This window comes from Aquipuribacter aurantiacus (assembly GCF_051216895.1).
Lineage (GTDB): Bacteria > Actinomycetota > Actinomycetes > Actinomycetales > JBBAYJ01 > Aquipuribacter.
Genome location: NZ_JBPKAO010000010.1, coordinates 13,281 through 38,151, shown reverse-complemented (window position 1 = coordinate 38,151; position 24,871 = coordinate 13,281). Strand labels below are relative to the sequence as shown.

The 24,871-nt window shown below is 72.9% G+C and carries 21 protein-coding genes and 1 riboswitch; of the genes, 2 read left to right on the top strand and 19 right to left on the bottom strand.

Going from position 1 to position 24,871, the window contains the following annotated elements; genetic code table 11:
- Positions 1-20 precede the first annotated feature (20 nt).
- From ACR80Q_RS13635 to ACR80Q_RS13555, 17 genes are all read right to left on the bottom strand, one after another.
- Entirely contained in the window at positions 21-827 is an 807-nt protein-coding gene (locus ACR80Q_RS13635) for a prepilin peptidase (RefSeq protein WP_435378179.1), read from the bottom strand.
- Between the two features lie 109 nt (positions 828-936).
- Complete coding sequence (locus ACR80Q_RS13630; RefSeq protein WP_435378178.1) at positions 937-1,248, bottom strand: hypothetical protein; 312 nt, start codon at positions 1,246-1,248, stop codon at positions 937-939.
- Positions 1,249-1,315: 67 nt separating this feature from the next.
- Positions 1,316-3,151: a pilus assembly PilX N-terminal domain-containing protein gene (locus ACR80Q_RS13625; RefSeq protein WP_435378177.1), complete on the bottom strand. Its 1,836-nt coding sequence runs from the start codon at positions 3,149-3,151 to the stop codon at positions 1,316-1,318.
- Between the two features lie 22 nt (positions 3,152-3,173).
- Positions 3,174-3,866, bottom strand: coding sequence for a PilW family protein (locus ACR80Q_RS13620; protein ID WP_435378176.1), 693 nt, complete (start codon positions 3,864-3,866; stop codon positions 3,174-3,176).
- Positions 3,863-5,200 (bottom strand): type IV pilus modification PilV family protein, encoded by a 1,338-nt coding sequence (locus tag ACR80Q_RS13615; RefSeq protein WP_435378175.1) that lies wholly within the window; start codon positions 5,198-5,200, stop codon positions 3,863-3,865. Before ACR80Q_RS13615 ends, ACR80Q_RS13620 begins: the two co-directional genes overlap by 4 nt.
- A gap of 125 nt (positions 5,201-5,325) precedes the next feature.
- Positions 5,326-5,748 (bottom strand): type IV pilin protein, encoded by a 423-nt coding sequence (locus ACR80Q_RS13610; protein WP_435378174.1) that lies wholly within the window; start codon positions 5,746-5,748, stop codon positions 5,326-5,328.
- Positions 5,749-5,850: 102 nt separating this feature from the next.
- Positions 5,851-6,270: a type IV pilin protein gene (locus ACR80Q_RS13605; protein WP_435378173.1), complete on the bottom strand. Its 420-nt coding sequence runs from the start codon at positions 6,268-6,270 to the stop codon at positions 5,851-5,853.
- Positions 6,271-6,337: 67 nt separating this feature from the next.
- A riboswitch (cyclic di-GMP riboswitch) is annotated at positions 6,338-6,413 on the bottom strand.
- A 185-nt stretch (positions 6,414-6,598) separates the two neighbouring features.
- The gene (locus tag ACR80Q_RS13600; protein ID WP_435378172.1) at positions 6,599-7,819 is read right to left on the bottom strand and encodes a type II secretion system F family protein; all 1,221 of its coding nucleotides are present in this window, start codon (positions 7,817-7,819) and stop codon (positions 6,599-6,601) included.
- Between the two features lie 29 nt (positions 7,820-7,848).
- Entirely contained in the window at positions 7,849-9,300 is a 1,452-nt protein-coding gene (locus ACR80Q_RS13595) for a type IV pilus twitching motility protein PilT (RefSeq protein WP_435378171.1), read from the bottom strand.
- A 91-nt stretch (positions 9,301-9,391) separates the two neighbouring features.
- Positions 9,392-11,059: a GspE/PulE family protein gene (locus ACR80Q_RS13590; protein ID WP_435378170.1), complete on the bottom strand. Its 1,668-nt coding sequence runs from the start codon at positions 11,057-11,059 to the stop codon at positions 9,392-9,394.
- A 66-nt stretch (positions 11,060-11,125) separates the two neighbouring features.
- A complete protein-coding gene (locus ACR80Q_RS13585) occupies positions 11,126-12,034 on the bottom strand; it encodes a shikimate dehydrogenase (protein ID WP_435378169.1) in 909 nt (302 codons plus the stop codon).
- A gap of 9 nt (positions 12,035-12,043) precedes the next feature.
- A complete protein-coding gene (mltG, locus tag ACR80Q_RS13580) occupies positions 12,044-13,603 on the bottom strand; it encodes an endolytic transglycosylase MltG (protein ID WP_435378168.1) in 1,560 nt (519 codons plus the stop codon).
- A complete protein-coding gene (ruvX, locus tag ACR80Q_RS13575) occupies positions 13,600-14,103 on the bottom strand; it encodes a Holliday junction resolvase RuvX (protein WP_435378167.1) in 504 nt (167 codons plus the stop codon). The genes mltG and ruvX overlap by 4 nt, the downstream gene beginning before the upstream one ends.
- 4 nt (positions 14,104-14,107) lie before the next feature.
- Positions 14,108-16,831: an alanine--tRNA ligase gene (gene alaS / locus ACR80Q_RS13570; RefSeq protein ID WP_435378166.1), complete on the bottom strand. Its 2,724-nt coding sequence runs from the start codon at positions 16,829-16,831 to the stop codon at positions 14,108-14,110.
- Between the two features lie 69 nt (positions 16,832-16,900).
- Entirely contained in the window at positions 16,901-17,251 is a 351-nt protein-coding gene (locus ACR80Q_RS13565; protein ID WP_435378165.1) for a hypothetical protein, read from the bottom strand.
- Entirely contained in the window at positions 17,248-17,625 is a 378-nt protein-coding gene (locus tag ACR80Q_RS13560) for a DUF948 domain-containing protein (protein ID WP_435378164.1), read from the bottom strand. The genes ACR80Q_RS13565 and ACR80Q_RS13560 overlap by 4 nt, the downstream gene beginning before the upstream one ends.
- 10 nt (positions 17,626-17,635) lie before the next feature.
- Positions 17,636-19,072, bottom strand: coding sequence for a replication-associated recombination protein A (locus ACR80Q_RS13555; protein ID WP_435378278.1), 1,437 nt, complete (start codon positions 19,070-19,072; stop codon positions 17,636-17,638).
- Between the two features lie 60 nt (positions 19,073-19,132).
- Between ACR80Q_RS13555 and ACR80Q_RS13550 the strand changes: the two genes are divergently transcribed.
- Together ACR80Q_RS13550 and ACR80Q_RS13545 are read left to right on the top strand one after the other, a co-directional pair.
- Positions 19,133-21,418, top strand: a complete 2,286-nt coding sequence (locus tag ACR80Q_RS13550) for an MMPL family transporter (protein WP_435378163.1) — start codon at positions 19,133-19,135, stop codon at positions 21,416-21,418.
- The gene (locus tag ACR80Q_RS13545; protein WP_435378162.1) at positions 21,415-22,158 is read left to right on the top strand and encodes a GNAT family N-acetyltransferase; all 744 of its coding nucleotides are present in this window, start codon (positions 21,415-21,417) and stop codon (positions 22,156-22,158) included. The genes ACR80Q_RS13550 and ACR80Q_RS13545 overlap by 4 nt, the downstream gene beginning before the upstream one ends.
- Before the next feature lie 178 nt (positions 22,159-22,336).
- On the opposite strand, the gene aspS is transcribed toward ACR80Q_RS13545, so the two are convergent.
- Together aspS and ACR80Q_RS13535 are read right to left on the bottom strand one after the other, a co-directional pair.
- On the bottom strand, positions 22,337-24,148 hold the full coding sequence (gene aspS, locus ACR80Q_RS13540; protein WP_435378161.1) for an aspartate--tRNA ligase: 1,812 nt from the start codon (positions 24,146-24,148) through the stop codon (positions 22,337-22,339).
- Positions 24,149-24,193: 45 nt separating this feature from the next.
- The gene (locus ACR80Q_RS13535; RefSeq protein ID WP_435378160.1) at positions 24,194-24,871 is read right to left on the bottom strand and encodes an NUDIX domain-containing protein; all 678 of its coding nucleotides are present in this window, start codon (positions 24,869-24,871) and stop codon (positions 24,194-24,196) included.

Here is a 24,871-nt window from a genome sequence, read left to right as displayed (position 1 = left end):
CGGGCCGTCGCCGGGAGCCGTCAGCGCAGGCCGGTGCTCGTCAGGTAGAGGTCGCTGAGGCCCTCGCCGAACCCGACCGCCAGCCAGGCCCCGAGCATCATGTACGGGCCGAAGGGGATCAACGTCTTGCGGGTGCCCAGCCGCAGCGCGATGAGGGCGATGCCGACCAGGCCGCCGAGCAGGAACCCGAGGAACGTGCCGACCACCAGCGTGCCCCAGCCGTACCAGGCCATCACCGCGCCGAGCACGCCCGCGAGCTTGACGTCGCCGAAGCCCATGCCGGCCGGGTAGACGAACGCGAGCAGGAAGAAGAACGCGAAACCGGCCAGGGCCCCGATGGCGGCGCGCGCCAGCGACCACCAGTCCCCCTCGCCCCACGACGCGACGGCCAGCAGCGCCAGGACGACCGGGTAGCTGGGCAGGACGATGGCGTCGGGCAGCCGCTTGCAGTCGATGTCGATGAGCGACAGCGCGATGCTGACGGCCGCCAGGTAGAGCAGGGCGGGGATGACCCACGGCGTGGGACCGGCGGTGAGGACGGCCAGCACCACGGCGGCGAAGGCCAGCCCGGTGCCGGCCTCGACCAACGGGTAGCGCGGGCTGATCGGTTCACGGCAGTCGCGGCACCGGCCGCGCAGCACCAGCCACGACAGCACCGGCACGTTGTCCCAGGGACGGATGCGCGCCCCGCACCCGGGGCAGGCGCTCGGCGGCGTGACGATCGACTCCCCGCGGGGCACGCGGTGGACGACGACGTTGAGGAAGGAGCCGATGAGCAGGCCCAGCACCCCCGCCAGGACGACCACGGTCACCACGAGGTTCGACACGTGACCGAGCGTAGTGGGCCCCCGTCGGCCCCGACGGCGCGAAGGCCCCGCTCACCGGGACGGCCCCACCCCCGGGTGCAGGGGTGGGGCCGTCGAACCGGGCGGCGGCTCAGAGGACGATGATGATCGGGGGGTTGGTCGGGTCGGTCGGGTCGGTCGGGTCGGTCGGGGCCGTGGGGGTGCCGCAGCCGTCGCCCTTCTTGTACCCGCCGTTGCCACGCTCGGCCTTGGTCGGCGGGTTGCCGCCGCTGGAGTTGTGCCCGCAGTTGCCCCAGCCGTTGTCGCCGCCGTTGACGGACGGCTGGACGGGGACGACAGGGCCGTCCGGGCGCTGGGGGTTGCCGTTCGCGGCCAGGGCCGGGGCGGCGCCGCCCGCGACGATGCAGGCCGCGAGGGCGGTGATGGCGAGGGTTCGGCGCATGGTGGTACCTCTGCTCTCTGATGGGGTCGTTCGCGCGGTGGTGGTCCCACCGCGACGTGGGGGGGCGTCAGGGCCCGTAGGCCGCTCGCGGCTCGGACCAGGTCTTCTGCCCGTAGGCGGACTCGACCGGGTCGAGGAAGTAGGGCGGGCTGGCGTAGCGGAGCCGCCAGTCGTACTCGTACTTCTTGGCGTAACCGGAACCGCTGGTGGTGCCGACGGCACCGCGGTACCGCTGGCCGATGGCGCCCTTGACGGTGAGGTCGCCCTGGTCCCCGCCGTACTGGTAGTTCTGCACCCGGAACGAGTGCTTCACCGACAGGATCGCGGCCTCGATGACGATGTCCCTCTGGGCGGTGCTGAGGTCCCCGCAGTTGCTGCCGTTGCTGCGGCAGCCGTACGGGTGGTACACCTCGATGTAGTTGTTCGCCACCAGGCCGAGCAGGTCAGTGCACGTCGAGTTGGCAGCGGTGCAGCCGGGCGAGGCGTAGGTGAGGTCGTCGGTGACGACGATGTTGTTGTCGGTCCCGATGGTCACCTGCCCCTTGAGGGTGCCCGACACGAAGGCGTCGCCGGCGTCGCAGCGGTAGGGGGTGATGTCCGTCCGAGCCGTACCGCCGGACCCGAACCGCTTGGGGTAGCCCAGCGGGTTCCGGGTGGTGGTGCACCCGCCGCCGCTCTCCAGCACCGGGCTGTCCCGGCGGTAGGCGTCGTCGGTGGTGGGCACGTCCCGCACCCAGATCACCCCGCGGTCGGGCAGCTCGACCACGCCGGTGCCGCACCAGGCCGAGCCACCGTTGTCCGACCACGGGCTGACGACGTTCATCTTGTTGTCGCCCACGAACGTGATCTGGGTGGGGCCGGTGTAGAGGCAGCCGGGGTCCCCGCCGGTGTGGGCGTGGTCGACCTGCAGCGAGAGCTCGGTGTTGCTGGGCGGCAGGGTGAGCGGCGGCTCGTAGACGAAGTCGTTGCCGCTGCTGGCGATCTGCGGCGTGCTGGTGTGGCTGCAGTCCCGGTTGCGCAGGTAGTTGCGCCCGCCGGTCAGGGCGCCGTCGTAGGACGTGGACGCCTCGGCGCTGATCGTCGGGTTCCCGCAGACGTACACCGCGTCGTTGGAGTGGAACGGGCCGTTGATGGTGTCGCCGTCGAACCCGGAGACGACCCCCGGACCGATGAAGTTGATGACCGTGCACCCGGTGGTGCGGTTGGCGTAGTCGCTGTTGACCCGGTCACGTCGGTACTGCCCGCCCACCACGTCGTACAGGTGGCGGTTGCACCGGTCGTAGGCCTCGGTCGGGTTGTAGCTGTCAGCCCCTGTACCGCTCGTGGTGTAGAGGTCGGGGTCCTTGACCTCGAAGTCGGTGAAGTACAGGTAGTCGATGAAGTTGCGTCGACCGATGGTCGACTCGACCGTGCGGGTCCGCTCGCCGACGCGGCCCGTGGACCGCACCTTGACCAGACCCGTGGAGAAGAACTCGCTGGTGTTCACGTCGTAGCGGAACTGGGCCCGTCCGCTGGAGCCGGGCACGTCCGTCCAGCCCGTGAACGCCGGGTTGGCGTCCGCGCCGCCCGGCAGCGTCACCGCGCTGGTGGCCGAGTACGCCGAGGCGGGGTTGCCGAAGCGCCAGTAGGTGCCGTCCTCGTTGAGCCGCGACAGGTAGTCGCCGATGCCGGCGTCCGCGGCGGGCAGCGCCGCCTGCCAGTCCTGGTCCCCGCGCGCGCTGCGGACCCCGTTGACGGTGAACGCCAGGGTGGCCACCACCAGGGCGGTGATGACCATGGTCGTGCCGATCACCGTGATCATGGCGGCCCCCGCCTCGCCCCGCGGCCGTCGGCCACGCAGCAGGGCGAGCAGGGATCGGGTCCGCCCGTCCCGGCGGCTGGTCGACCTCGTGGTGGTTCGCATCTGGTGCACTCCTTCAGGCCCTTCAGCCGATCGAGCCGAGGTTGGGCAGGTGGACCCGCTGCTCGACCTCGGCGGGACGGACCCGACCGGGGTCGTCCGTCTGCACGTGCAGGGTGATGTCGACGCTTCGGATCCCACGCCGGGACGCCTCGTTGAGGGCGCCCGACGGGAAAGCTGCACCGGTGCCGTCGCGGTACACGAACAGGGGCTCGCCGGCGCTGTTGACGACGCGGTCGATGACGATGCGGGTCGTCGCGGTGGACGAGAACGTCCAGTACGGCGACGAGCTGCCTGCGGTGGCCTTGCGACGGGTCTCGATGAGCCGACCCTGCGCGTCGATGCTGTAGCGCAGCCGCATCGGCCGGTCCCCGACGAACGAGTGGACCTCCAGGCTGGTGGCGGTCGCCTCGCGGAAGGCGGGCACGGCGGTCCCACCACCGGACTGCTCGACGAGCGAGCCCGCCCGGACGGACTTGGTGAGGGTCTCCATGCCGGTCTGGGCCAGCCTGGTGTTCTCCTGCCGCCAGGTGCTGCGCTGCAACGAGTCGGTGCTGGAGGCGAACGTGGTCCCCACCACCGTGCCGAGGATCCCCAGCAGCACCATCGTCACGAGCAGCTCCACGAGCGAGAAGCCGGCTGCTGAGTCACCCGCCCCGACACCCCGGACCCGCCGCACGACACGGCCGAGCCCACGGTGGACCAGCTCGCCGCTCACGGCTGGACCACCACGGGGTAGTCCGCGGCCGGGTCGAGGTCGACCGTGTCGACCAGCACACCCCCGGCGTACACCTGCCACGACCGGCCGTAGGGCAACGTGGCGCGGACCCGACCGTCGGTGCCGGTGCTGCCCAGCGCCCACGTCTCGCCGCCGTTGCACCCGGTACCCGCCTCGGCTGCGTGCTGGAACCGCACGGGCACCCCCACGAGCGGGATGTCCGTCCCCAGGACGCTCGTCTGGAGCAGGACCTCGACCTGGGCGCCGCGGACCTCCACCTCGGTGTCGTCGCCGGGGTCCACAGCCGTCACGGGTGCGGACACCGTGCCGTCCCACCACGGGGTCGGTGGCGTCGGCGCCGCCGGGGGCGGGGGCGCCGGCGGGGTGTAGACCCCCTCAGGGTTGGCGTCGGTGCACGACCCGAGCCAGGTGCTGTAGCCGGAGGCGAACGGGAAGACGCCCTCGACGTCGGTTCCCAGCTGGGCCGGCACGAGCCGGCGGCCCTGCTGCAGGCCTGGGTGGGCCAGGCTCAGCTGGCTGCCCGCCGGCAAGGGGAAGTCGTCCGCGTCCACCTCGTCGCCGTCCGGGTCGGCGAGGCCGTCGATCTCCAGGGTCGCGGCGCGGTCGAAGTCGGCCTGGTACGAGACGGTCTCCCCCGCCACGGCCGTGGCCTGTCCCGTGGCCTCCACGTTGCCCTGGGTGTCGACGTGCCCGCTCTTGGTGATCCTGATCGTGTAGGTGCCACCCGGGATCCCGGCGAAGAACGCGCACCCGCTGTCGTCGGTCAGCGCCATGGTCGTGGTCGGTCCGGTCAGCCGGACCTGGGCGAACTCGGTGGCCCCGGCGTCGCGGTCGAGGACGCTGATCGCCAGGTTGCCCGTGGTCGGGTCGAACACCCCGGCGGGCGGGCTGATGACGGTGTCGGTGCGGACCGGGTCGGTGCCGCCCATGTTGGGCCAGGTCACCTGGATCCCGACGCGCTTGTACAGCAGCGAGGTGCCGGCGCTCGCGCCACAGCTGGTACCACCCGTACCGGGCACCCAGCTGGCCGAGCGGCCCACGGTGTAGGTCGTGCCCTCGACGGTGACGTCCCACACCTCGGTGTCGACGCCCTCGAGGTCGGTGAGGCCGTCCGCCCGGGCCTGGTCGATCGCGCCGGCGGCGAGGTTCGCGGCGATCACCCGGCTGCGGGAGTCCCCGGAGGTGTCGACCGCCGACAGGACCGAGTGCAGCAGGCCCATGCTGACCACGGCGAAGATCACCATGGCGGCGAGCACCTCGATGAGCGTGAAGCCGGCGTCGGCGTCGACGGGTCGGGGCTGGCGTCCTGCCACGGCGGCCTCCTGGGCTGTCGTCCGGCCGCGCGGTGCGCGGCGGGGGCGGGTGCGCCCGACCTCAGTTGTCGTCATCCCGGGTGCGGTCTGGAGCCCGGAGGACCGGGCGGGACCCGATCGGAGCATCACGGGCAGGACAGCGAGCCGGCGGGGCCGAAGCTCACGACGCCGTCGGACTTGGCGTAGACCATGTCGTCCTCGGTGAGGAGCTCGTGCCGGCCGAGGATGCAGAAGTCGCGGTCGTCGTCGGCCGTGATGACCAGCGTCGTCCACTGGGTGGTGGTGAGGCCCCAGTCGGCCAGCACCGGTGAGGTGTGGGTCTCGCCGTCGACGTCGGCGTAGCTGCGGTCCTGGTCGCCGGCGACGAACGTCTCGACGGCCAGCACGGCGTGCTTCATGTCGGACGTGGCCTGGGCTCGCCAGCCCGCCTCTCGCTGGTTGAGGAACACCGGAACGGCGATGGCGGCCAGGATCCCGATGATGATCACGACCACGAGCAGCTCGATCAGGGTGAAGCCGTGGTCGCGGCCGGGGCGGAGGTGGCGCACGGTGGACTCCCATCGAGGTGGTCTCGCGGTGGCGCGGCGGGGTGGTACGCCCGGGGGCGGGCCCGGCGCTGCCGGACCCGCCCCCGGGGTGGTTTAGGTGGATCAGCTGCAGGCGCCGTCCACCGGGGTGCCCGCTGCCTTGTCGAACGAGAAGGAGATGGCGTCCTCGTCGATGCTGGAGTGCTGACCGTTGAGGCAGAAGGTCGTCTCGTTGGCCTCAGCAACGGTGATGGTGACGTTGTCGCTCTCGGTGAAGTTGCCCGCCGTCCCGAGGTAGGTCTCGAGGTCCTCGGTGCCACCGGAGTACTCGCCGTTGTTCTCGACCGCGTAGGTCTCGGCGGCGGTGGCGGCGTTGCGCAGGTCGGACTCGACGGCGGCGCGGAAGCCGGCCTGACGCTGGTTGAGGAAGGTCGGGATGGCGATGGCGGCGAGGATGCCGATGATGATCACGACGACCAGGAGCTCGATGAGCGTGAAGCCCGAGTCCTTCTTGGCCATCGCCTTGTTGATGCGAGCGAGCATGGGTGTGTCCCTTCGAGAAGACTGACCGTGAGCTAGGACCGGTCCCTCGCGGCGCGGGTGCGCCGGCCGAGGCAGCTGGGCCGACCCGTGCGGGTCCCCTGGCTTTGCGACCCCGCCTCTCGGCGGGAGTGCCTTGTCTGGCCGTGCTCGTTGACACGTGTGACATCGGTCCTGGCCGCCCGTCCTTGACGGCTTCTGCGGGTCTGTCACCCGGTCGCAGCAACGGCGCGAACACGCAGGTCACAGCACGATCACGGCCCGGCCGCCCGCGAGGGGCGACCGGACCGTGACGTGCGGCGCGGCGACGGCACGACGGCCGTCGGCGGTGCTACTGGACGAGCTCGAAGATGCTGAAGATCGGCATGTAGAGGGCCACGATCATGCCGCCGATCAGCGCGCCCAGGACGGCGATCATCAGCGGCTCGATGAGGCTGGTCAGGGCCTCCGTGGTGGCCTCGACCTCCTGGTCGTAGAACTCGCTGATCTTGTGGAGCATCGTGTCCATGGCGCCGGTGTCCTCGCCGACGGCGAGCATCTGCACCACCATCGACGGGAACACCGGGTGGTTGGCCAGCGGGCCGGCCAGGCTCTCGCCCTGACGGACGCTGTCCTGCACCTCGTGGATGGCCTTGGTCAGCACGACGTTGCCGGTGGTGTCGGCGACGATGTCGAGCGCCTGCAGGATCGGGACGCCGGAGCTGATCATGGTGCCCAGGTTGCGGGCGAACCGGGACAGGGCGATCTTCTGCACGAGGCCGCCGAAGACGGGGGCCTTGAGGTACAGCGGGTCGACGATCGCGTGCACCCGCTTCTGGTGCTTGATCTTCTGCCACACGACCACCATCACGACGATGAGCACGACCAGCACGGGCGCACCGAGGCGCAGCACCCCCGACAGCCAGACCAGCACCTTGGTCGGGGCCGGCAGCTCACCGCCGAGGCCGGCGAACATCTCCTCGAAGATGGGGACGATGAACAGCAGCATGCCCACCACGGCCAGGATGGCCATCGTGAACACGACGACCGGGTAGGTCATGGCCGACTTGACCTTGTTGCGGAGCTTGACCTCGGCCTCGTAGTTCTCGGCGATCTGCAACAGCACCGCGTCGAGGAACCCGCCGACCTCACCGGCCCGGATCATGTTGATCATCAGCGGGGGGAAGATCTGCGGGTGCTTGGCCAGCGCCCCGGACAGCGACTGGCCGGTCTCCACCTCGGAGCGGACCTCGCCCAGCGTCGTGGCCAGCTTCTTGTTCTCGGTCTGGTCGGCCAGGATCGTCAGCGCGCGCAGCAGCGACAGCCCCGAGTTGATCATCGTCGCGAACTGCCGCGACATCACGGCGAGGTCCTTGAGGCCGACGTTGCCGCCCCACGGCAGCGTGATCTCCTTGTTCATCCCGGCGCCGGACTCGCGGACGCTGATCGGGGCGTAGCCCATCGCCTTGAGCTTGCCGACGAGCACCGCCTCGTTGGCGGCGTCGAGCTTGCCGGAGGCCAGCTTGCCCGCGCGGTCGCGGACGCTGTACTCGTAGGTCTTGGTCGCTGCCATCGGTGGCTCCCTCTGCTCCGTCGCCGGGCTCAGCCGCGCCCGGTCAGGCGCTGGTAGTCCTCGACGTGGTGGCACTTCTCGAGCCCGTGCTCCCACGTGATCTGGTTGGTGCGCACGAGCTCGGCCAGGTGCTGGTCGAGGGTGTGCATGCCGTGCTGGGCCCCGGCCTGCATCGCGGAGTAGATCTGGTGGGTCTTGCCCTCACGGATGAGGTTGCGGATGCCGGGCGTCGCGATCATGACCTCGGTCGCCACCACCCGGCCGCGCCCGTCGGCCTTCTTGCACAGCGTCTGGCAGACGACGCCCTGGATGGCGCCGGCCAGCTGGGTGCGGACCTGCTGCTGCTGGTGCGCGGGGAACACGTCGATGACGCGGTCGATGGTCTGCGCGGCGTCCTGGGTGTGGAGCGTGCCGAACACCAGGTGACCGGTCTCGGCCGCGGTGAGGGCGACGTGGATGGTCTCCAGGTCGCGCATCTCGCCGACGAGGATGATGTCGGGGTCCTGGCGCAGCACGTGCTTGAGCGCGTTGGCGAAGCTCTGGGTGTCCTCGCCGACCTCACGCTGGTTGACCAGGCAGCTCTTGTGCTGGTGGAGGAACTCGATCGGGTCCTCCACCGTCATGATGTGGTCCTTGCGGGTCCGGTTGGCCTGGTCGACCACGGCGGCGAGCGTCGTGGACTTGCCCGAGCCGGTCGGCCCCGTGACCAGCACCATCCCGCGCGGCAGGCCCGAGAAGTTGTTGACGACCGGCGGGACGCCGAGCTCCTCCAGCGGCTTGATCTCGAACGGGATCAGCCGGAACGCCGCCCCGAGCGACTCGCGCTGGCGGTAGATGTTGACGCGGAAGCGGGCGTGACCGGGCACCGAGTACGAGAGGTCCAGCTCGAGGTTCTGCTCGAACTTCTCGCGCTGCTTCTGGGTGAGGATCGAGTACAGCACCCGCTGGGTGTCGATCGGGGTGAGCTTGGCGTACTCGTCCAGCTGGACCAGCTCGCCCGACAGCCGCATCGCGGGCGACGCGTTGGCGGTCAGGTGCAGGTCGGAGCCGCCCCGCTCCTTGAGGTCGATGAGGACGGCGTTGAGGTCGAACTCCTCGTGGGTGGAGTCGGGCATCGCGACCTCGACCGGGCCGTCCGGCTCCGCGTCGAAGCGGGCCGCGACGGCGCTGAAGTCGCCCTCGATGTCGACGCCGTGACCGGTGTCGTAGTCCTCGACGAACGCCCCGGCGTCACGAACGGCGCTGCGGTAGTCGTCGGTGGCCAGCTCCGAGCCCCGGTAGCCGTCGTCCAGCGGCCCGGGGGCCTCGCCGTAGCCCTCGCGCGGCACGACGCCAGGGGTGTAGACACCGGCCGCGGCGGGCGGCACCAACGGCGCGACGGGGCCGCCGACGTCCTGGTAGCCGCCGGCGGCCGGGCCCGGCGCGAGGTGCGCGCTGCCGTCGAAGGCGTAGCTGTTCGGCTGGTAGCCCTGCTCGCTCACGTGTCATCCCTGCTGTGCTCAGGCCTGCGTCGGTCAGACGGGTGTCCGGTCGGTGCATCGGACGCCACCACGACGTCCTTGAGGCGTGGCCTCACGCGACCACCCGGAGGATCTCGTCGATGGTCGTCACGCCGGCCCGGACCTTGGCCATGCCGTCCTGGCGCAGCGTGGTCATGCCCTGCTCGCGGGCCACGGCGGCGATCTCGGTCGCCGACGCGCGGGTCACGGTGAGGCGCTCGATCTCCTCGGTGACCGACATGACCTCGTGCAGCGCCAGCCGGCCCTTGTAGCCGGTCTTGGAGCAGGCCGGGCAGCCGACCGGGCGCCACAGCGTCGGCACGGGCTCGTCGTCGGGCAGGCCGAAGCGCACCGCGCGCAGCTCCTCCCGCTGCGGCGTGTACTCCTCGGCGCACTTGCTGCACAGCTTGCGGGCGAGGCGCTGGGCCAGCACGGCGTCCAGCGCCGAGCCGACCAGGAACGGCTCGACGTCCATCTCCGTCAGCCGGGTGATGGCCGACGGGGCGTCGTTGGTGTGCAGCGTCGACAGCACCAGGTGGCCGGTGAGCGCGGCCTCGATCGAGATCTGGGCCGTCTCGTGGTCGCGGATCTCGCCCAGCAGCACCACGTCGGGGTCCGAGCGCAGGATCGACCGCAGCGCGGCGGAGAACGTCAGGCCGGCCTTGGGGTTGACCTGCACCTGGTTGATGCCGGGCAGCCGGTACTCCACCGGGTCCTCGACGGTGATGACGTTGATCTCGGGCTTGGAGACCACGTTGAGGGTGGCGTACAGCGTCGTCGACTTGCCCGACCCGGTCGGGCCGGTGACGAGGATCATCCCGTAGGGCTTGACGTAGCTGGTCTCGAACCGGTCCAGGTTCTCGCGGCTGAACCCCAGGTCGGTCAGCGCGAGCCGGGTGTTGGAGTTGTCCAGGATCCGCATGACGATCTTCTCGCCCCACACCGTGGGCAGGGTCGCCACGCGCAGGTCGATCTTGCGGCCGTTGGCGTTGACGGACAGCCGGCCGTCCTGCGGCTTGCGACGCTCCGCGATGTCGATGTCGCTCATGATCTTGAGCCGGCTGGTGACGCCGGACGCGATGGCCTTGGGCGAGCGCATGATCTCGTGCAGCACGCCGTCGATCCGGTACCGGATCCGCAGGGCGTCCTCCCCCGGCTCGACGTGGATGTCGCTGGCCCGGTCCTGGATGGCCTGGGTGATGAGCATGTTGACGTACTTGACGATCGGCGCGTCCTCGACGATCGCGCGGACGTGGGTGAGCTCGTCCTCGAGCTCGTCGGCGTCCATCGCGTTGGTGATGTCGTCCATGTCCGCGTCGGCGCGGCAGTACCGGTCGATGGCGGCCAGCAGGTCGTCGCGGGTGGCGACGATGGGGCGCGCCTCCTTGCCGGTGATCTGTCGGACGTCGTCCAGGGCGAACACGTTGCCCGGGTCGGCCATCGCCAGCAGCAGCCGCCCCTGCTCGTCGAAGCCGATGGGCAGGACCGTGTGCCGGCGCGCGATGGCCGGGTTGAGGACCGCGACGGCGCTGGCGTCGACGGCGTGCTCCGACAGGTCGACGAAGTCCAGCCCGATCTGGCTCGCGAGCGCGGCGACCAGCTGGGCCTCGGTGATGTGGCCCATCTCGACGAGGATCCGTCCCAGCGGCCGTCCGACCCGTTCGTGCTCCTGCCAGGCCTCGTCCAGCTGGGCGGGTTCCACGAGCCGCTCGTCGAGCAGGATGTCGGTGAGCTGCTTCATCGGCCCGCCCGCGTCCCGCACGGCGCGCCTGAGGGAAGGGTCATGCCGGACAGTTCGGCGTGACCGCTACCGGCCTTGACCCCGCAGCAGGATCTCGGGCCGCACCTCGGCCAGCGCCACCCGCATGGGCGCACGGGGGGCCGGACGGCCGGTCATCAGCCGGACCTGCTCCGCGGCCTGGTGCAGCAGCATCAGCGAACCGGGGGCCACCGCTCCCCCGGACCGCTCCCACGCCGCGGCCAGCTGGCTCGGCCAGGGCTCGTAGGCCACGTCCAGCAGCACCCCCACCACACCGGCGGGCAGGGCCGCGGCCACGGCGTCGGTGCTGCCGGCCGGGGTGGTCGAGACGACGACGTCGGCGGCCGCGAGAGCGGCGGCCAGCTCGGGCCGGTCCGGCCAGGGCTGCAGGTCGACGGCGCTGCCGCACCGCTGCGCCGCGGCCAGGACGGCGCCCGCCCGGTTGCGGTCCCTGACGTGGACGACCGGGGCGGGGCAGCCCGTGCGGCGCAGGGCGAGCACGGCCGACGCGGCCGTGGCGCCACCGCCCAGCACGTGGGCGACCGGCAGCCCGCCCGCGGCGGCGCGGGGGTCGACCTCGGCCAGCGCCGCCACCATGCCGTCGACGTCGGTGTTGGCCCCCGCCCGGCGCCCGGCCCGCAGGACGACGGTGTTGCAGGCACCGGTCACCGTCGCGGCCTCGTCCAGCTCGTCGAGCAGCGGCAGGACCGCCTGCTTCAGCGGCATCGTCAGGGACAGGCCCGCCCAGTCGTCGTCCAGCGACGCGACGAAGCCGGGCAGCACCGCCTCGTCGACGTCCACCGCGTCGTACGTCCACCCCGCCAGGCCGAGGGCGGCGTACGCGGCCCGGTGCAGCACGGGTGACAGCGAGTGCGCGACGGGGTGGCCGAGGACCGCCGCCCGGCGGGGGCCCTCCACCCGGCCGACGGCGTCCCGGCCCACGACCTCGTCACTCACGGCTGCTCGTCAACCACAGATGAGCGAGCCGTCCTCGGCGGTGTTCTCGCGCTGCCAGGCGTTGAGCACCTGCACGTTGGCCTGGTGCTCCTCGAAGGTCTCCGCGAACGCCGTCTCCCCCGTGCACAGGTCCGTGGTGACGAAGTACAGCCACGGGCCCGGGGTCGGGGTCACGACGGCCTCGATGGCCTGACGTCCGGGGGACTTGATCGGGCCCGGCGGCAGCCCCGGGAACCGGTAGGTGTTGTACGGGGAGTCCGAGGCGCGCTGCTCGGCGGTGGTCCGGGTGTCGAAGGTCTGGGTGGCGTAGTTGACCGTGGAGTCCAGGCCCAGCGGCTGGTCGATCGCGAGCCGGTTGTCGACGACCTGCGCGACCCGGCCGAAGTCCTCGTCGATGCGGGCCTCGCCCTGCACGAGGCTGGCCTTGGTGAGGACCTCGAGCTGGTTCTCGGGGGCGACCCCCAGCTCGGTGAGCACCTCCTGGCCACGCGCGATCATCTGGTCGACCACCTGCTGGGCGGTGACGTCCTCCGCGAACTGGTAGCCGTCGGGGTACAGGAACCCCTCGGCCGGGTCCACGACCCCCTGAGCGCCGGCGGCGGCCGGGGGCAGCTCGGCGGCGGCGACCGCGGCGGCCAGGTCGGCCCGCGGCAGCCCGGTCCGTTCGGCGAGCCGGTCGAGGATCTGGTCGACGCGCAGGCCCTCGGCGATGACGACGGTGCTGCTGGCCCGGTTGGCGGGGTCCAGCAGGGCGGCGACGGCGTCGACGGCGGGGATCTGCTGCGGCACCGTGTAGGTGCCGGGCTGGACGGAGGTGAACCGCGGGTCGGCGTTGGCGGCCTCGACGAACGCCTCGACGCTGGCGACCACGTCGGCCTCCAGCAGGGTGCGGCCCATCTGCTGGCCGGTGTCGCCGGGGTTGACGACGACCTCGACCGACCCGGTCCCGGCGCCCTCGTAGTCCTCGGCCGCCTCGAACAGCTCGAAGGACTGGAGGTCGCCGATCACGGGGCGCAGCCCCTGGTAGGCGTACCAGCCGGCGACACCCACGACACCGACGGTCAGGACGAGGGCCAGCAGACCGACCCAGCGCGGCCGGCGGCGGCGCGGCGGCACCGGCGCGGCGGCGGGGACGTAGCCGTCGCTGACCGGGTCGCCGAACGCGTCGTGGGCGGGCGGCAGGAAGGGCGCTCCGAAGACGTCGTGCGCCGGCTCGTCCACGTACTCGTCGTGGTGCAGCACCTCGTCGTGGTGCAGCGCCTCGTCGTGGTGCACGACCTCGTCGTGGTGCACGACCTCGTCGTGGTGCACGACCTCGTCGTGGTGCACGACCTCGTCGTGGTGCACCGCCTCGTCCTGGTGCCCGACCTCGTCGGCGTGCTGGTCGAACGGCAGGTCGTGCGGCGGCGGCCCTGGCGCGGCGGCGAACCCGCCGCCGCGGGCGCGCTCGGCCTCGAGGCGTGCCGCGCGGCGCGGGCTGGTGCGACGCAGCTGGTCGAGGTCGGCGCCGGGAAGCACGCCGGCGTCGTCGCCGCCCGCGCCTGCGCCACCGGTGTCCCGGTAGGTCATCCATCGCTCCTGTCGACTGGCCCGCCGGTCGGTGCGACCGGTTCCCCGAGTGCAGTTCTCCCCAGATCGCCCGGTTCCCCGTTGTCGGCCTCCGCATCGAGGACGGTCTGGAGCAGGATCGCGGCGGCCGTCCTGTCGACCACCGTACGGTGCCGGCGCCCGGGCCGCCCAGCAGCGTGGAGCGCCTGGTGCGCCGACGTCGTGGTCAGGCGCTCGTCGAAGAGCAGGACCGGCAGCGGCGCCAGAGCGTCGGCCAGGGTCTGGGTGAACTCCCGGACGCTGGCGGCGGCCGGCCCCTCCCGCCCCGACAGCCCGACCGGCAGACCGACGACGACGTCGTCGACCTCGCGCTCCGCCGCGATGGCGGCGATGGCCCGCAGGTCGGAACCGTCCTTGACGCGCTTCACCGTGTCCAGCGGCACCGCCACCGTGCGGCGGGGGTCGCTCACGGCGACCCCGATCCTCACGGTGCCGACGTCGACGGCCAGGCGGGCTCCCACGGGCTCAGGCCCCGACCGTCCCGGACACCTCGCGCCGGACGGCCGCGAGGGCCTGCTCGACCGCGGCGGGGTCGGTGCCGCCCCCCTGGGCCAGGTCGGGCTTGCCGCCGCCCCCGCCGCCGAGGACCCCGGCCGCCACCTTGACCAGCGCGCCCGCGGCGACCCCGGCCTCACGGGCGGCCTCGTTGGTGGCCACGACCACGAGCGGTCGGCCCTTGGCCACCGCCGTCAGGGCCACGACCGCCGAGGTGGCGCCCAGGCGCTGCCGGACGTCCAGCACCAGCGAGCGGACGTCGTCGCCACCGACCTCTCCGACGTGGGCGGCGACGAACCGGGTGCCGGCCAGGTCCTCGGCCGCGGCGACCAGGGAGGGCGCGGCCTGCAGGACCTTCTCGCCCTGCAGCCGCTGCAGCTCCTTCTCGGCCTCGCGGAGCCGCGTGACGATCTGCTCGACGCGCTCGGGCACCTCGTCGGGGCGGACCTTGAGGGCGTCGGTGACGCTGGCCAGCAGCACGTGCTCCCGGGCCAGGTGGGCGTAGGCGTCGACCCCGACCAGGGCCTCGACGCGCCGGACCCCGGCGCCGATGCTCGCCTCGCCCAGCAGGGTGACCACGCCGAGCTGGCCGGAGCGCTCGACGTGGGTACCGCCGCACAGCTCGCGGGCCCAGTCGCCGACCGACACCACGCGGACCGCGTCGCCGTACTTCTCGCCGAACAGGGCCATCGCCCCGGCGGCCCGCGCCTGCTCCTGGGTCATGATCTCGGCGCTGACCTCGAGGTCGTCCGCGAGCAACGTGTTGACCCGCTGCTCCACGTCGCGCAGGACCGTCGGCGGCACCGGGCCGGAGGAGCTGAAGTCGAAGCGGAACCGGCCCGGTGCGTTCTCCGAGCCGGCCTGGGTCGCCGTCTCGCCGAGGGCCTCGCGGATCGCCTTGTGCACCATGTGGGTCGCGGTGTGGGCGCGGCTTATGGACCGCCGGCGCTCCAGGTCGACCTCGGCGCGCACGACGTCGCCCACGACGACCTCGCCGTCGGTGACCCGGCCACGGTGCACGACCAGGCCGGTGATGGGGCTCTGCACGTCGACCACGTCGACGCTCGCGCCCGATGACGTGCGGACGGTGCCCGCGTCGGGGAGCTGCCCGCCGCCCTCGGCGTAGAAGGGCGTGCGGTCCAGGACCAGCTCGACGTCGGCGCCCTCGGCGGCGGCCGGGACGGACGCCCCGTCGACCAGCAGCCCGACGACGGTGGCGTCGCCCGTGGTCGTCTCGTAGCCGGTGAACGTCACCGGGCCGCCCGCGGCGTCGGCCACCGAGCGGTAGACGCTGGTGTCGACGCCACCGGTCTTCTTGGCCCGGGCGTCGGCGCGGGCGCGCTCCCGCTGCTCGCCCATCAGCCGCCGGAACCCGTCGGCGTCGACGGCCAGGCCCTGCTCGGCCGCCATCTCCAGCGTCAGGTCGATCGGGAAACCGTACGTGTCGTGCAGCGCGAACGCCTCCTCCGCCGACACCGAGCGACGCCCCTGGGCGCGGGTGCCGTCGGCCGCCGCGGTGAACCGGGCGGTGCCGGAGTCCAGGGTGCGCCGGAACGCCTCCTCCTCGGCGTAGGCGATGGTGGAGATCCGACCGAAGTCGGAGCGCAGCTCGGGGTAGGAGCGGCTCATCCGCTCCATGCTCACCGGCAGCAGCTCGGGCAGGACCGGGGTCTGCACGCCCAGCAGCCGCATCGCCCGCACGGCGCGACGGACGAGGCGGCGCAGCACGTAGCCGGCGCCCTCGTTGCCGGGACGGACACCGTCACCGATGAGCATGAGCGCGCTGCGGACGTGGTCGGCCACCACCCGCAGCCGGACGTCGGTCTCGTGCGCGGCGGTCTGCTCGGGCGAGCCGTCGGTCACGTCGTGCCCGCCGACGGTCCCGGCGCCGTAGGTGACCCCGGCCAGGGCGGCCGCCCGGTCCAGCACGGGGCGGATCTCGTCGATCTCGTACATGTTCTCGACGCCCTGCAGCAGCAGCGCGACCCGCTCCAGGCCCATCCCCGTGTCGATGTTCTTGCTGGGCAGCTCGCCGAGGACGCGGAACTCCTCCTTGCTGCGGACCTGGTCGATCTCGTACTGCATGAAGACGAGGTTCCACACCTCGAGGTAGCGGTCCTCGTCGGCCACCGGGCCGCCGTCGACGCCGTAGGCCGGACCGCGGTCGACGTAGATCTCCGAGCAGGGACCGGCGGGCCCGGGCTGCCCGGTCGACCAGTAGTTGTCGGTGCGGCCGCGGCGCTGGATCCGCTCCGGCGGCAGCCCGGCCACCTCCTGCCACAGGCCGTAGGCCTCGTCGTCCTCCTCGTACACCGTCGCCCACAGCAGCTCGGGGTCGAAGCCGTACCCGCCGTCGTCCTGGCTGGTCGTGAGCAGGTCCCAGGCGAACCGGATCGCGTCGGCCTTGAAGTAGTCGCCGAAGCTGAAGTTGCCGTTCATCTGGAAGAACGTGCCGTGCCGGGTGGTGCGGCCTACCTCCTCGATGTCGAGGGTGCGCACGCACTTCTGCACGCTGGTGGCCCGGGTGTAGGGCGGGGTCTCCCGACCGGTCAGGTACGGGATGAACGGCACCATGCCCGCCACGGTGAACAGCAGCGACGGGTCCGGCGAGACCAGTGACGCGCTGGGCACGACGGTGTGGCCGCGGTCGGCGAAGAACGACAGCCACCGGCGGCGGATCTCGGCGGTCTCCATCAGGGGGTCCTCTCACGGGCCCACGACAAGGCGGGCCGGGTGATCGTGCGGGGAAGGATGGGTGGGCGGTCAGCCCGCCCGACGGTCCTCGTGGCGCTGCGTGGGGTGGGCCAGCAGGTCACGGGCCTCGTCCGGGTCGATGCCACCGGTCTCGACGTCGACGCCCAGGGCGCTGCGCAGCAGGTCCTCGCGCTCGGCGGCGTTCTCGCGGACCGCGGCGGCGAAGTCGGCGACGTCGTCGGCCAGCCGACGGACCTGACCGCTCAGGCCCTGGGACGCCTTGCTGCCGACGGCCCCGGCGAACCGGGCCCCGGCGTCGGCGACGGACTCCGGGGTGGCGCGGCGCAGGGAGCCCGTCACCTTGCGGACCACGACGACACCCGCGACGGCACCGGCCACGGCCCAGAGGGCGCGGCTCACCGGGCCCGCCGTCCGGCGCGACGGCCGCTGCGGGCCCCGGTGACGGCCTGGCGCACGCCGTAGCTGAACGCGGCGACCCGGATGATCGGGCTGCCCAGCGTCGCGGCGAACAGCGCCGTCAGGGCCGACACGTTGGTGGTGGTCGAGGCCACGTTGGTGGTGATCACGTCGACCTTGCCCAGCTGGGCGTTGGTCTGCTCGACCGTGGTCGTCACGCCTGCGATCAGCGGGGTGGTCTCGTTCGACAGGTTGCGGACGGTGATCCGGGCCTCGTCGATCAGCGAGCCGAGCTTGACCAGCGGCACGGCGAGCGCGCCGACGAGCAGCACGAACGCGATGGCCGCGATCAGCCCTGCGACATCTCCAGCAGACATGTCGGGGACCCTACCTGCTGGACCGCCGCCCCAGCAGCGCGCGCAACCGCTGCAGCCGCTCCCCCAGCCGGGCCTCGACGCCCCGGTCGGTGGGTCGGTAGTACTCCGCGGCGACGAGGTCGTCCGGCAGGTACTGCTGCGCGGCGACGCCGTGGGGCTCGTCGTGGGCGTAGCGGTAGCCCTGCCCGTGGCCCAGCTTCTGCGCGCCGGCGTAGTGGGCGTCGCGCAGGTGCGCCGGCACCCCGACGCCCTTGCCGGCCCGGACGTCGGCGATGGCGGCGTCGATCGCCAGGTAGGCGGCGTTCGACTTGGGGGCGGTCGCCAGGTGCACGACGGCCTGGCCCAGGACGATCCGGGCCTCCGGCATCCCGATCAGCGCGACGCACTGGGCCGCGGCCACGGCGGTCTGCAGCGCGGACGGGTCGGCCATGCCGATGTCCTCCGACGCGCTGATCATCAGGCGACGGGCCACGAACCGGGGGTCCTCGCCCGCCTCGAGCATCCGGGCCAGGTAGTGCAGCGCGGCGTCGACGTCGCTGCCACGCACCGACTTGATGAGGGCGCTGGCCACGTCGTAGTGCTGGTCGCCCTCGCGGTCGTAGCGGACCGCCGCCACGTCCACCGCCGCCTCGGCGTCCTCCAGGGCCACCACGACCGGCCGGTCGGCGTCCGCCCCGTCGGCGTCCGTCCCGTCAGTGCCCGTCCCGTCAGTGCCCGCCCCGTCAGCGCCCGCCCCGTCAGCGCCCGCGCTCTCGGCGCCCGCGCTCTCGGCGCCCGCGCTCTCGGGCGCCTCGCCCGCCTCGTGCGCCGTGCGGGCCAGCGCCGCCCCCGCCGCCGCCTCCAGGATCGTCAGCGCGCGGCGGGCGTCACCACCGGCCAGACGGACCAGGTGCTCCCGCGCCGGCCCGGACAGCTCGACCCGCCCACCGAGCCCACGCGGGTCGGTGAGGGCCCGGGCCAGCAACCCGTCCACGTCGTCGTCGGTCAGCGGCCGCAGCGTGAGCACCAGCGAGCGCGACAGCAGGGGCGACACCACCGAGAACGACGGGTTCTCCGTGGTGGCCGCGACCAGCGTCACCAGCCGGTTCTCCACCGCCGGGAGCAGGGCGTCCTGCTGCGAGCGGCTGAACCGGTGGATCTCGTCGATGAACAGCACCGTCTCGGACTGCTCGAGGCCGTCGCGGGCGTGGCGGGCGTCGTCGATGACCGCACGGACGTCCTTCACCCCCGCCGTCACCGCCGACAGCTCGCGGTAGCGGCGACCCGGCACCGAGGCGACCAGGTGGGCGATGCTCGTCTTGCCCACCCCGGGCGGCCCCCACAGCACGACCGAGCTCGGCCCGATCCTGTCCGCCCCGGATCGCGGCTCCACCAGACGACGCAGCGGCGAGCCGGGGGCCAGCAGGTGCTGCTGGCCGACGAGCTCGTCGACCCGACCGGGTCTCATCCTGACCGCGAGCGGCAGGGCGGGGTCAGCTGAGGCGTCCACTGCTGCCAACCTATCGGTGTGCCTGCCCCTGCCAGCCCGCCCCGTCCTGTCGGTGCGCCCCGTCCCGTCGGTCTGCTCGGCCGCCTCGGTGGTCTGGTCGGCCACCATCCCTGGGTCACCCTGCTGGTCTGGCTGACGGTCGCGGCGAGCGCGTTCACGCTGGCCAGCGGTGGTTTCGGCAACCAGTCCCTGTTCGACCGACTGACCTCCGGCGAGCCGACGGTGCCCGGGGAGTCGCTGACCGCGACCGAGCGCATCGCCGAGGCGTCGGACTCCGGGGCCGTGCTGACGGCCCTGCTGCGAGACGTGGACCCCGCCGACCCGGCCCTGGCCGGGCTGGTCGGCGACGCGCGGGCCGACCTGTCCGAGGTCGACGGCGTCACGTCCGTCGCGGACCCGTTCGCGTTCGCCCCGGAGGACCCGCGCGCCCTGGCCTACGTGTCGACCGAGGGGGACGCGGTCGTCGTCGTGGTGGTCCCGGCCGACGACGTCGCCGAGGCGGACGCGGAGGCGGCGGTGGAACGGCTCGAGCAGCTCGTCGTCGACGTCGAGGCCGACCTGCCCGGCAGCAGCGGCACGGTCGGCGGCGTCGACCAGCTGATCGAGGCCATCACCGGCCAGGTCGAGGAGGACCTGCGCAGCGGCGAGCTGATCGCGCTGCCCTTGTCGCTGGCCGTCATGGTGTTCGTGTTCGGCGGGTTCCTCGCCGCGGGCATCCCCATCGTCGGGGCCGTCGCGTCGGTCGCCGCGGCGCTGGCCAGCCTGCTGGGCTTCTCCTACCTGGTGGACATCGACTCCTCCGTGGTCAGCATCCTCACGGTGCTGGGGCTGGGCCTCAGCATCGACTACGGCCTGCTCATCGTGTCCCGCTACCGCGAGGAGGCCCGCCGCCGCCCGGGAGACCTTCCCGTCGACGCACGGGTGCCCGGGCACCGACACCGGCACAGCGCCCGCGAGCAGCGGGTCGACGCCCTGCGCCGCACCATGTCGACCGCGGGCCGCACCGTCATGTTCTCCGGCATCACGGTCGCGCTGAGCCTGTCCGGGCTGCTGCTCTTCGAGGCGTCGATCCTGCGGGCCGTCGGCGCGGCCGGGCTCAGCGTCGTCGTCGTGGCGCTGCTCGTGGCCCTGACCCTGGTGCCGGCGCTGCTGGCCGCGGGCGGGGACCGGCTGCTGCGTCCCGGCCTGCTGCGACGCGTCCCCGGGCTGGGGCGGCTGTCGACGGCCTTCGGCGACGTCCCGCCACCGACGGGGTTCTTCTCCGGCCTGGCCGCCTGGACCCAGCGCCGGCCGTGGCTGGTCGCGGGGGCGACCACCGCGGTCCTCGCCCTGCTGACCGTGCCGGCGCTGGACATGCAGCTGCGCTCCTCGGGCACGGCCCTGCTGCCCGCGGGCAACGAGCAGCGGGAGCTGTTCGACACCCTGGACGCGGACTTCCCCGCGCTGTCGGCGCCGGATGTCACCGTGGTCCTGGAGTCCACCGACGAGGCCGTGGTCGCCGACCTGGTGGCGCAGGTCGAGGACCTGGCCGACGTCGACGCGGTCCGCCCCCCGCAGGTGCTGGACGGCATCTCCGTGGTCGACGTCGACCTGGCCGTCGAGGACTCCTCCTCGGCGCAGGCGCTGGAGGTCATCGAGGAGGTCCGGGCGCTGGACGTGGGCGCCGAGACGTACGTGACCGGGCTCGCCGCGTCGCTGGACGACTTCACCGCGTCGCTGCTGCGCGACGCCCCGCTGGCGATCGGTGTCGTGGTGCTGGCCACGTTCGTGCTGCTGTTCCTCATGACGGGCTCCCTGCTGATCCCGGCCAAGGCGCTGGTCCTCAACGTGCTGTCGCTGGGGGCGTCGTTCGGGGTGCTGGTGCTGGTGTTCCAGGACGGCTGGGGCGAGGAGCTGCTCGGCTTCACGTCGACGGGCGGCATCGAGGCGTTCATCCCGCCGCTGGTCCTGGCCCTGGGCTTCGGCCTCGCGATGGACTACGAGGTGTTCCTGCTGGCCCGGATCAAGGAGCTGCGCGACTCCGGGATGGGCAACGACGAGGCCGTCGCGGCCGGGCTGCAGCGGTCCGGGCGCATCATCACCTCGGCCGCGCTCATCATCGTCATCGTGTTCGCGGGCTTCGTCACCGGTGAGCTGCTCATCATCAAGCAGACCGGGGTCGCGCTGGCCACGGCCGTGGCCATCGACGCGACCCTGGTCCGGATCCTGCTCGTGCCCGCGACCATGACCCTGCTCGGGGAGTGGAACTGGTGGGCGCCGCGGCCGCTGCGACGCCTGCACGAGCGGATCGGGGTCAGCGAGTGACCGGTGCCGCCCCGGGGCGCCTGGTCGGACGGTCGTGGCGCGAGGCCGTCGTGGCGTCGGGCCGCGACGCCTACGTCACCCACCACCTGGCGCCGGCCGCGGTCCGCGAGGTCCGCTCCGGCGAGGGGTGGTGGGCGGTGGGGTACGCGCCGACGTCCTACTTCTCCCGCGGGGGGTTGCACGTGGGCGGGGACGTGGCCCGCGTCGGCGAGGTCGTCGAGGACCTGTGCCGGGCGCTCCGGCCCCACGAGGTGACGGTCGACGCCGCCGTACCCCTGCCGTTCGCGCACCCGGAGCACGGCTCGCTGTGGGCCTGGCTGCACACCACCTCAGCGCTGCCGATCGTGCCGGGTGAGGACCGGGTGCGCTGGGACCCCGACCCCGTACGCCTGGACGAGCTCCTGGACGAGGCCAACCCCGACGCCTACGTCCGACCGGGCAGCCCCGGCGCCCGGTCGTGGGCCGCGGTCGCCGACGAGGACGGCCGGCTGCTGGCCTGCGGCGCCGTCACCGAGCACACCCCCGGGGTGCCGCACCTGTCGAGCATCGCCGTGTCACCGGCGGCCCGCCGGCAGGGCCTCGGTGCGGCCCTCACGGTGGGCATGACCCGGCGGCTGCTGCGCACCGCCCCGGCCGTCAGCCTGGCGCTGTGGTCCGGCAACACCGTCGCCCGGGCCCTCTACGACCGCATCGGCTTCACGGGCGGCCACGACTACGCCACCCGCGAGCTCCCCGCCTAGTCCTGCCCAGCCCATCCCGCCGTGGCCGTCCCGCCCCGCCCGTCCTGCCCCGCCCGTCCTGCCTGGCACACGTTGTGGTCGCGATCCACGCCCTTCGAGGCCCATTTCACGACCACTGCGTGTGCCACCCGGCCAGCCGGACCAGCCCGGCCGGCCCGGCCAGCCGGGCCGGCCCGGGTCAGGCCTTGGGCTCCGGCTTGGCGTCGATGCCGGCCTCCTTGCGCTGCAGGGCGCTGATGGGGGCCGGGGCGCCGGTCAGCGGGTCGTGACCGCCACCGGACTTGGGGAACGCGATGACCTCGCGCAGCGAGTCCGCGCCGGCCAGCAGCATGACGATCCGGTCCCAGCCGAACGCGATGCCGCCGTGGGGCGGGGCGCCGAACTTGAACGCGTCGAGCAGGAACCCGAACTTCTCCTGGGCGGCGTCGGCGTCGATGCCCATGATCGAGAACACCCGCTCCTGGACGTCGCGGCGGTGGATACGGATCGACCCGCCGCCGATCTCGTTGCCGTTGCAGACGATGTCGTAGGCGTAGGCCAGGGCGCGACCGGGGTCGGAGTCGAAGCTGTCGAGGAACTCCGGCTTGGGTGACGTGAACGCGTGGTGCACGGCGGTCCACTCCCCCGCGCCGACCGCGACGTCGCCCGCGGCGGTGGCCGATGCGGACGACTCGAACATGGGGGCGTCGACGACCCAGACGAACGACCACGCCTTGCCGCCGGGCGCCGCGGCGTCGGCCGCGTCGATCAGGCCGGTGCGGCGGGCGATCTCCACCCGCGCCGCACCGAGCAGGGCGCGGGCCTCCGGCACGGCACCCGCGCCGAAGAACACGCAGTCGCCCGCCGAGGCGCCGACGTGCGCGACGAGGCCGTCCCGCTCGGACTCGGACAGGTTCTTCGCCACCGGACCGCCCAGCGTGCCGTCCTCGGCGACCAGCACGTAGGCCAGCCCCTTGGCGCCCCGCTGCTTGGCCCACTCCTGCCACGCGTCGAGCACCTTGCGGGGCTGCCCGGCGCCGCCGGGCATGACGACGGCGCCGACGTGGCCGCCGGAGGCCTTCTGCTGGAACACCCGGAACGGGGTGTCGGCGAAGTAGTCGGTGCAGTCGACCAGCTCCAGGCCGAAGCGCAGGTCGGGCTTGTCGGTGCCGAAGCGCGCCATGGCGTCGGCGTAGGTCATCCGCGGGACGTCACCGATCTCGTGGCCGACGAGCGCCCACAGCGCCCGCAGCACGTCCTCGCCGATCGCGATGACGTCGTCCTGCTCGACGAAGCTCATCTCGACGTCGAGCTGGGTGAACTCCGGCTGCCGGTCGGCACGGAAGTCCTCGTCGCGGTAGCAGCGGGCGATCTGGTAGTACCGCTCGAGCCCGCCGACCATGAGCAGCTGCTTGAACAGCTGGGGGCTCTGCGGCAGCGCGTAGAACGAGCCGGGCGCCAGGCGGGCCGGCACGACGAAGTCGCGGGCCCCTTCGGGGGTGGAGCGGGTGAGCGTGGGCGTCTCGACCTCGACGAAGCCCTGGTCGTCCAGGACGGTGCGGGCGGCCTTGTTGACCTCGCTGCGCAGGCGCATCGCGGCGGCGGGGCCGGGGCGGCGCAGGTCCAGGTAGCGGTGGCGCAGCCGCGCCTCCTCGCCCACCTCGACGTGCTCGTCGACCTGGAACGGCAGCGGGTCCGCGGGGCTCAGCACCTCGAGCTCGTCGACGTCGACCTCGATCTCGCCGGTGGGCAGGGCCGGGTTCTCGTTGCCCTCGGGGCGGCGGCGGACCGTGCCGGACACCTTGACGCAGTACTCGTTGCGCAGCTCGTGCGCCCCGGAGGACTCGATGGTCTCGTCGCGGACGACCACCTGGACCACGCCGGACGCGTCACGCAGGTCGATGAACGCGACCCCACCGTGGTCGCGACGGCGCGCGACCCAACCGGTGAGGGTGACGGCGGTGCCGGTCTCGGAGGCGCTCAGGGCGCCTGCCGTGTGGGTGCGAAGCACGGGGGAGGTCCTCTGTCTTCTCGGGGCTGACGGGCTCCCGGGAGTCTAGGTGCTCGGCGCGTCCGTGCCGCGCGGGGCGGGACGGTAGGTCGGGTGCATCGGCCAGGGGCTGTCGACCGGGCGCAGCGTCGACCAGCCGGCCCGGCGGGCGGCGTCGGCGGCCAGCAGCGCAATGACGGCGCCCGGGTTCTGGATCCGCCCCGCCAGGACGTCCGCCACCGCCTCGTCCAGCGGCACCCAGGCCGTGATGATGCCGGCCTCCTCGTTCTCGCGGGTGAACCGCTCGGTCTCGGGCACCACCTGCACGTCGCGGGCCAGGAACACCCGCTGGGCCTCGTCGGAACCACCCGGGGAGTTGAGGAAGTCCACGAGCAGGTCGTAGCGGCCCGCCCGCAGGTCGACCTCCTCCCACAGCTCGCGCTCCGCCGCCAGCAACGGCTCCTCGCCGTCCAGGTCCAGCAGCCCGGCCGGCAGCTCCCAGAGCTCGTGCCGGACGGGGTGGCGGTACTGCCGCAGCAGCAGGACCCGCTCGTCGTCGTCCATGGCCAGGACGCTCACCGCGCCCGGGTGCTCCAGGTACTCCCGACGGACCGTGACGGGGTCGACGTCCTGCCCCTCGGGCGGCTCGAGGGTGAAGTCGTCCGCCACGACGTCCCACTTCATGCCCTCGACGAGACGCTCGCGGCCGGTCACCGGGCGCGGCGCGTACCGGTCCTGCGGCAC

Excerpts from the sequence above, each read along its gene's own strand:
- ACR80Q_RS13630 (WP_435378178.1), bottom strand. The coding sequence starts at position 1,248 with ATGCGCCGAACCCTCGCCATCACCGCCCTCGCGGCCTGCATCGTCGCG.
- ACR80Q_RS13625 (WP_435378177.1), bottom strand. The coding sequence starts at position 3,151 with ATGCGAACCACCACGAGGTCGACCAGCCGCCGGGACGGGCGGACCCGA.
- ACR80Q_RS13605 (WP_435378173.1), bottom strand. The coding sequence starts at position 6,270 with ATGCTCGCTCGCATCAACAAGGCGATGGCCAAGAAGGACTCGGGCTTC.
- ACR80Q_RS13600 (WP_435378172.1), bottom strand. The coding sequence starts at position 7,819 with ATGGCAGCGACCAAGACCTACGAGTACAGCGTCCGCGACCGCGCGGGC.
- ACR80Q_RS13590 (WP_435378170.1), bottom strand. The coding sequence starts at position 11,059 with ATGAAGCAGCTCACCGACATCCTGCTCGACGAGCGGCTCGTGGAACCC.
- mltG (WP_435378168.1), bottom strand. The coding sequence starts at position 13,603 with ATGACCTACCGGGACACCGGTGGCGCAGGCGCGGGCGGCGACGACGCC.
- alaS (WP_435378166.1), bottom strand. The coding sequence starts at position 16,831 with ATGGAGACCGCCGAGATCCGCCGCCGGTGGCTGTCGTTCTTCGCCGAC.
- ACR80Q_RS13560 (WP_435378164.1), bottom strand. The coding sequence starts at position 17,625 with ATGTCTGCTGGAGATGTCGCAGGGCTGATCGCGGCCATCGCGTTCGTG.
- ACR80Q_RS13555 (WP_435378278.1), bottom strand. The coding sequence starts at position 19,072 with ATGAGACCCGGTCGGGTCGACGAGCTCGTCGGCCAGCAGCACCTGCTG.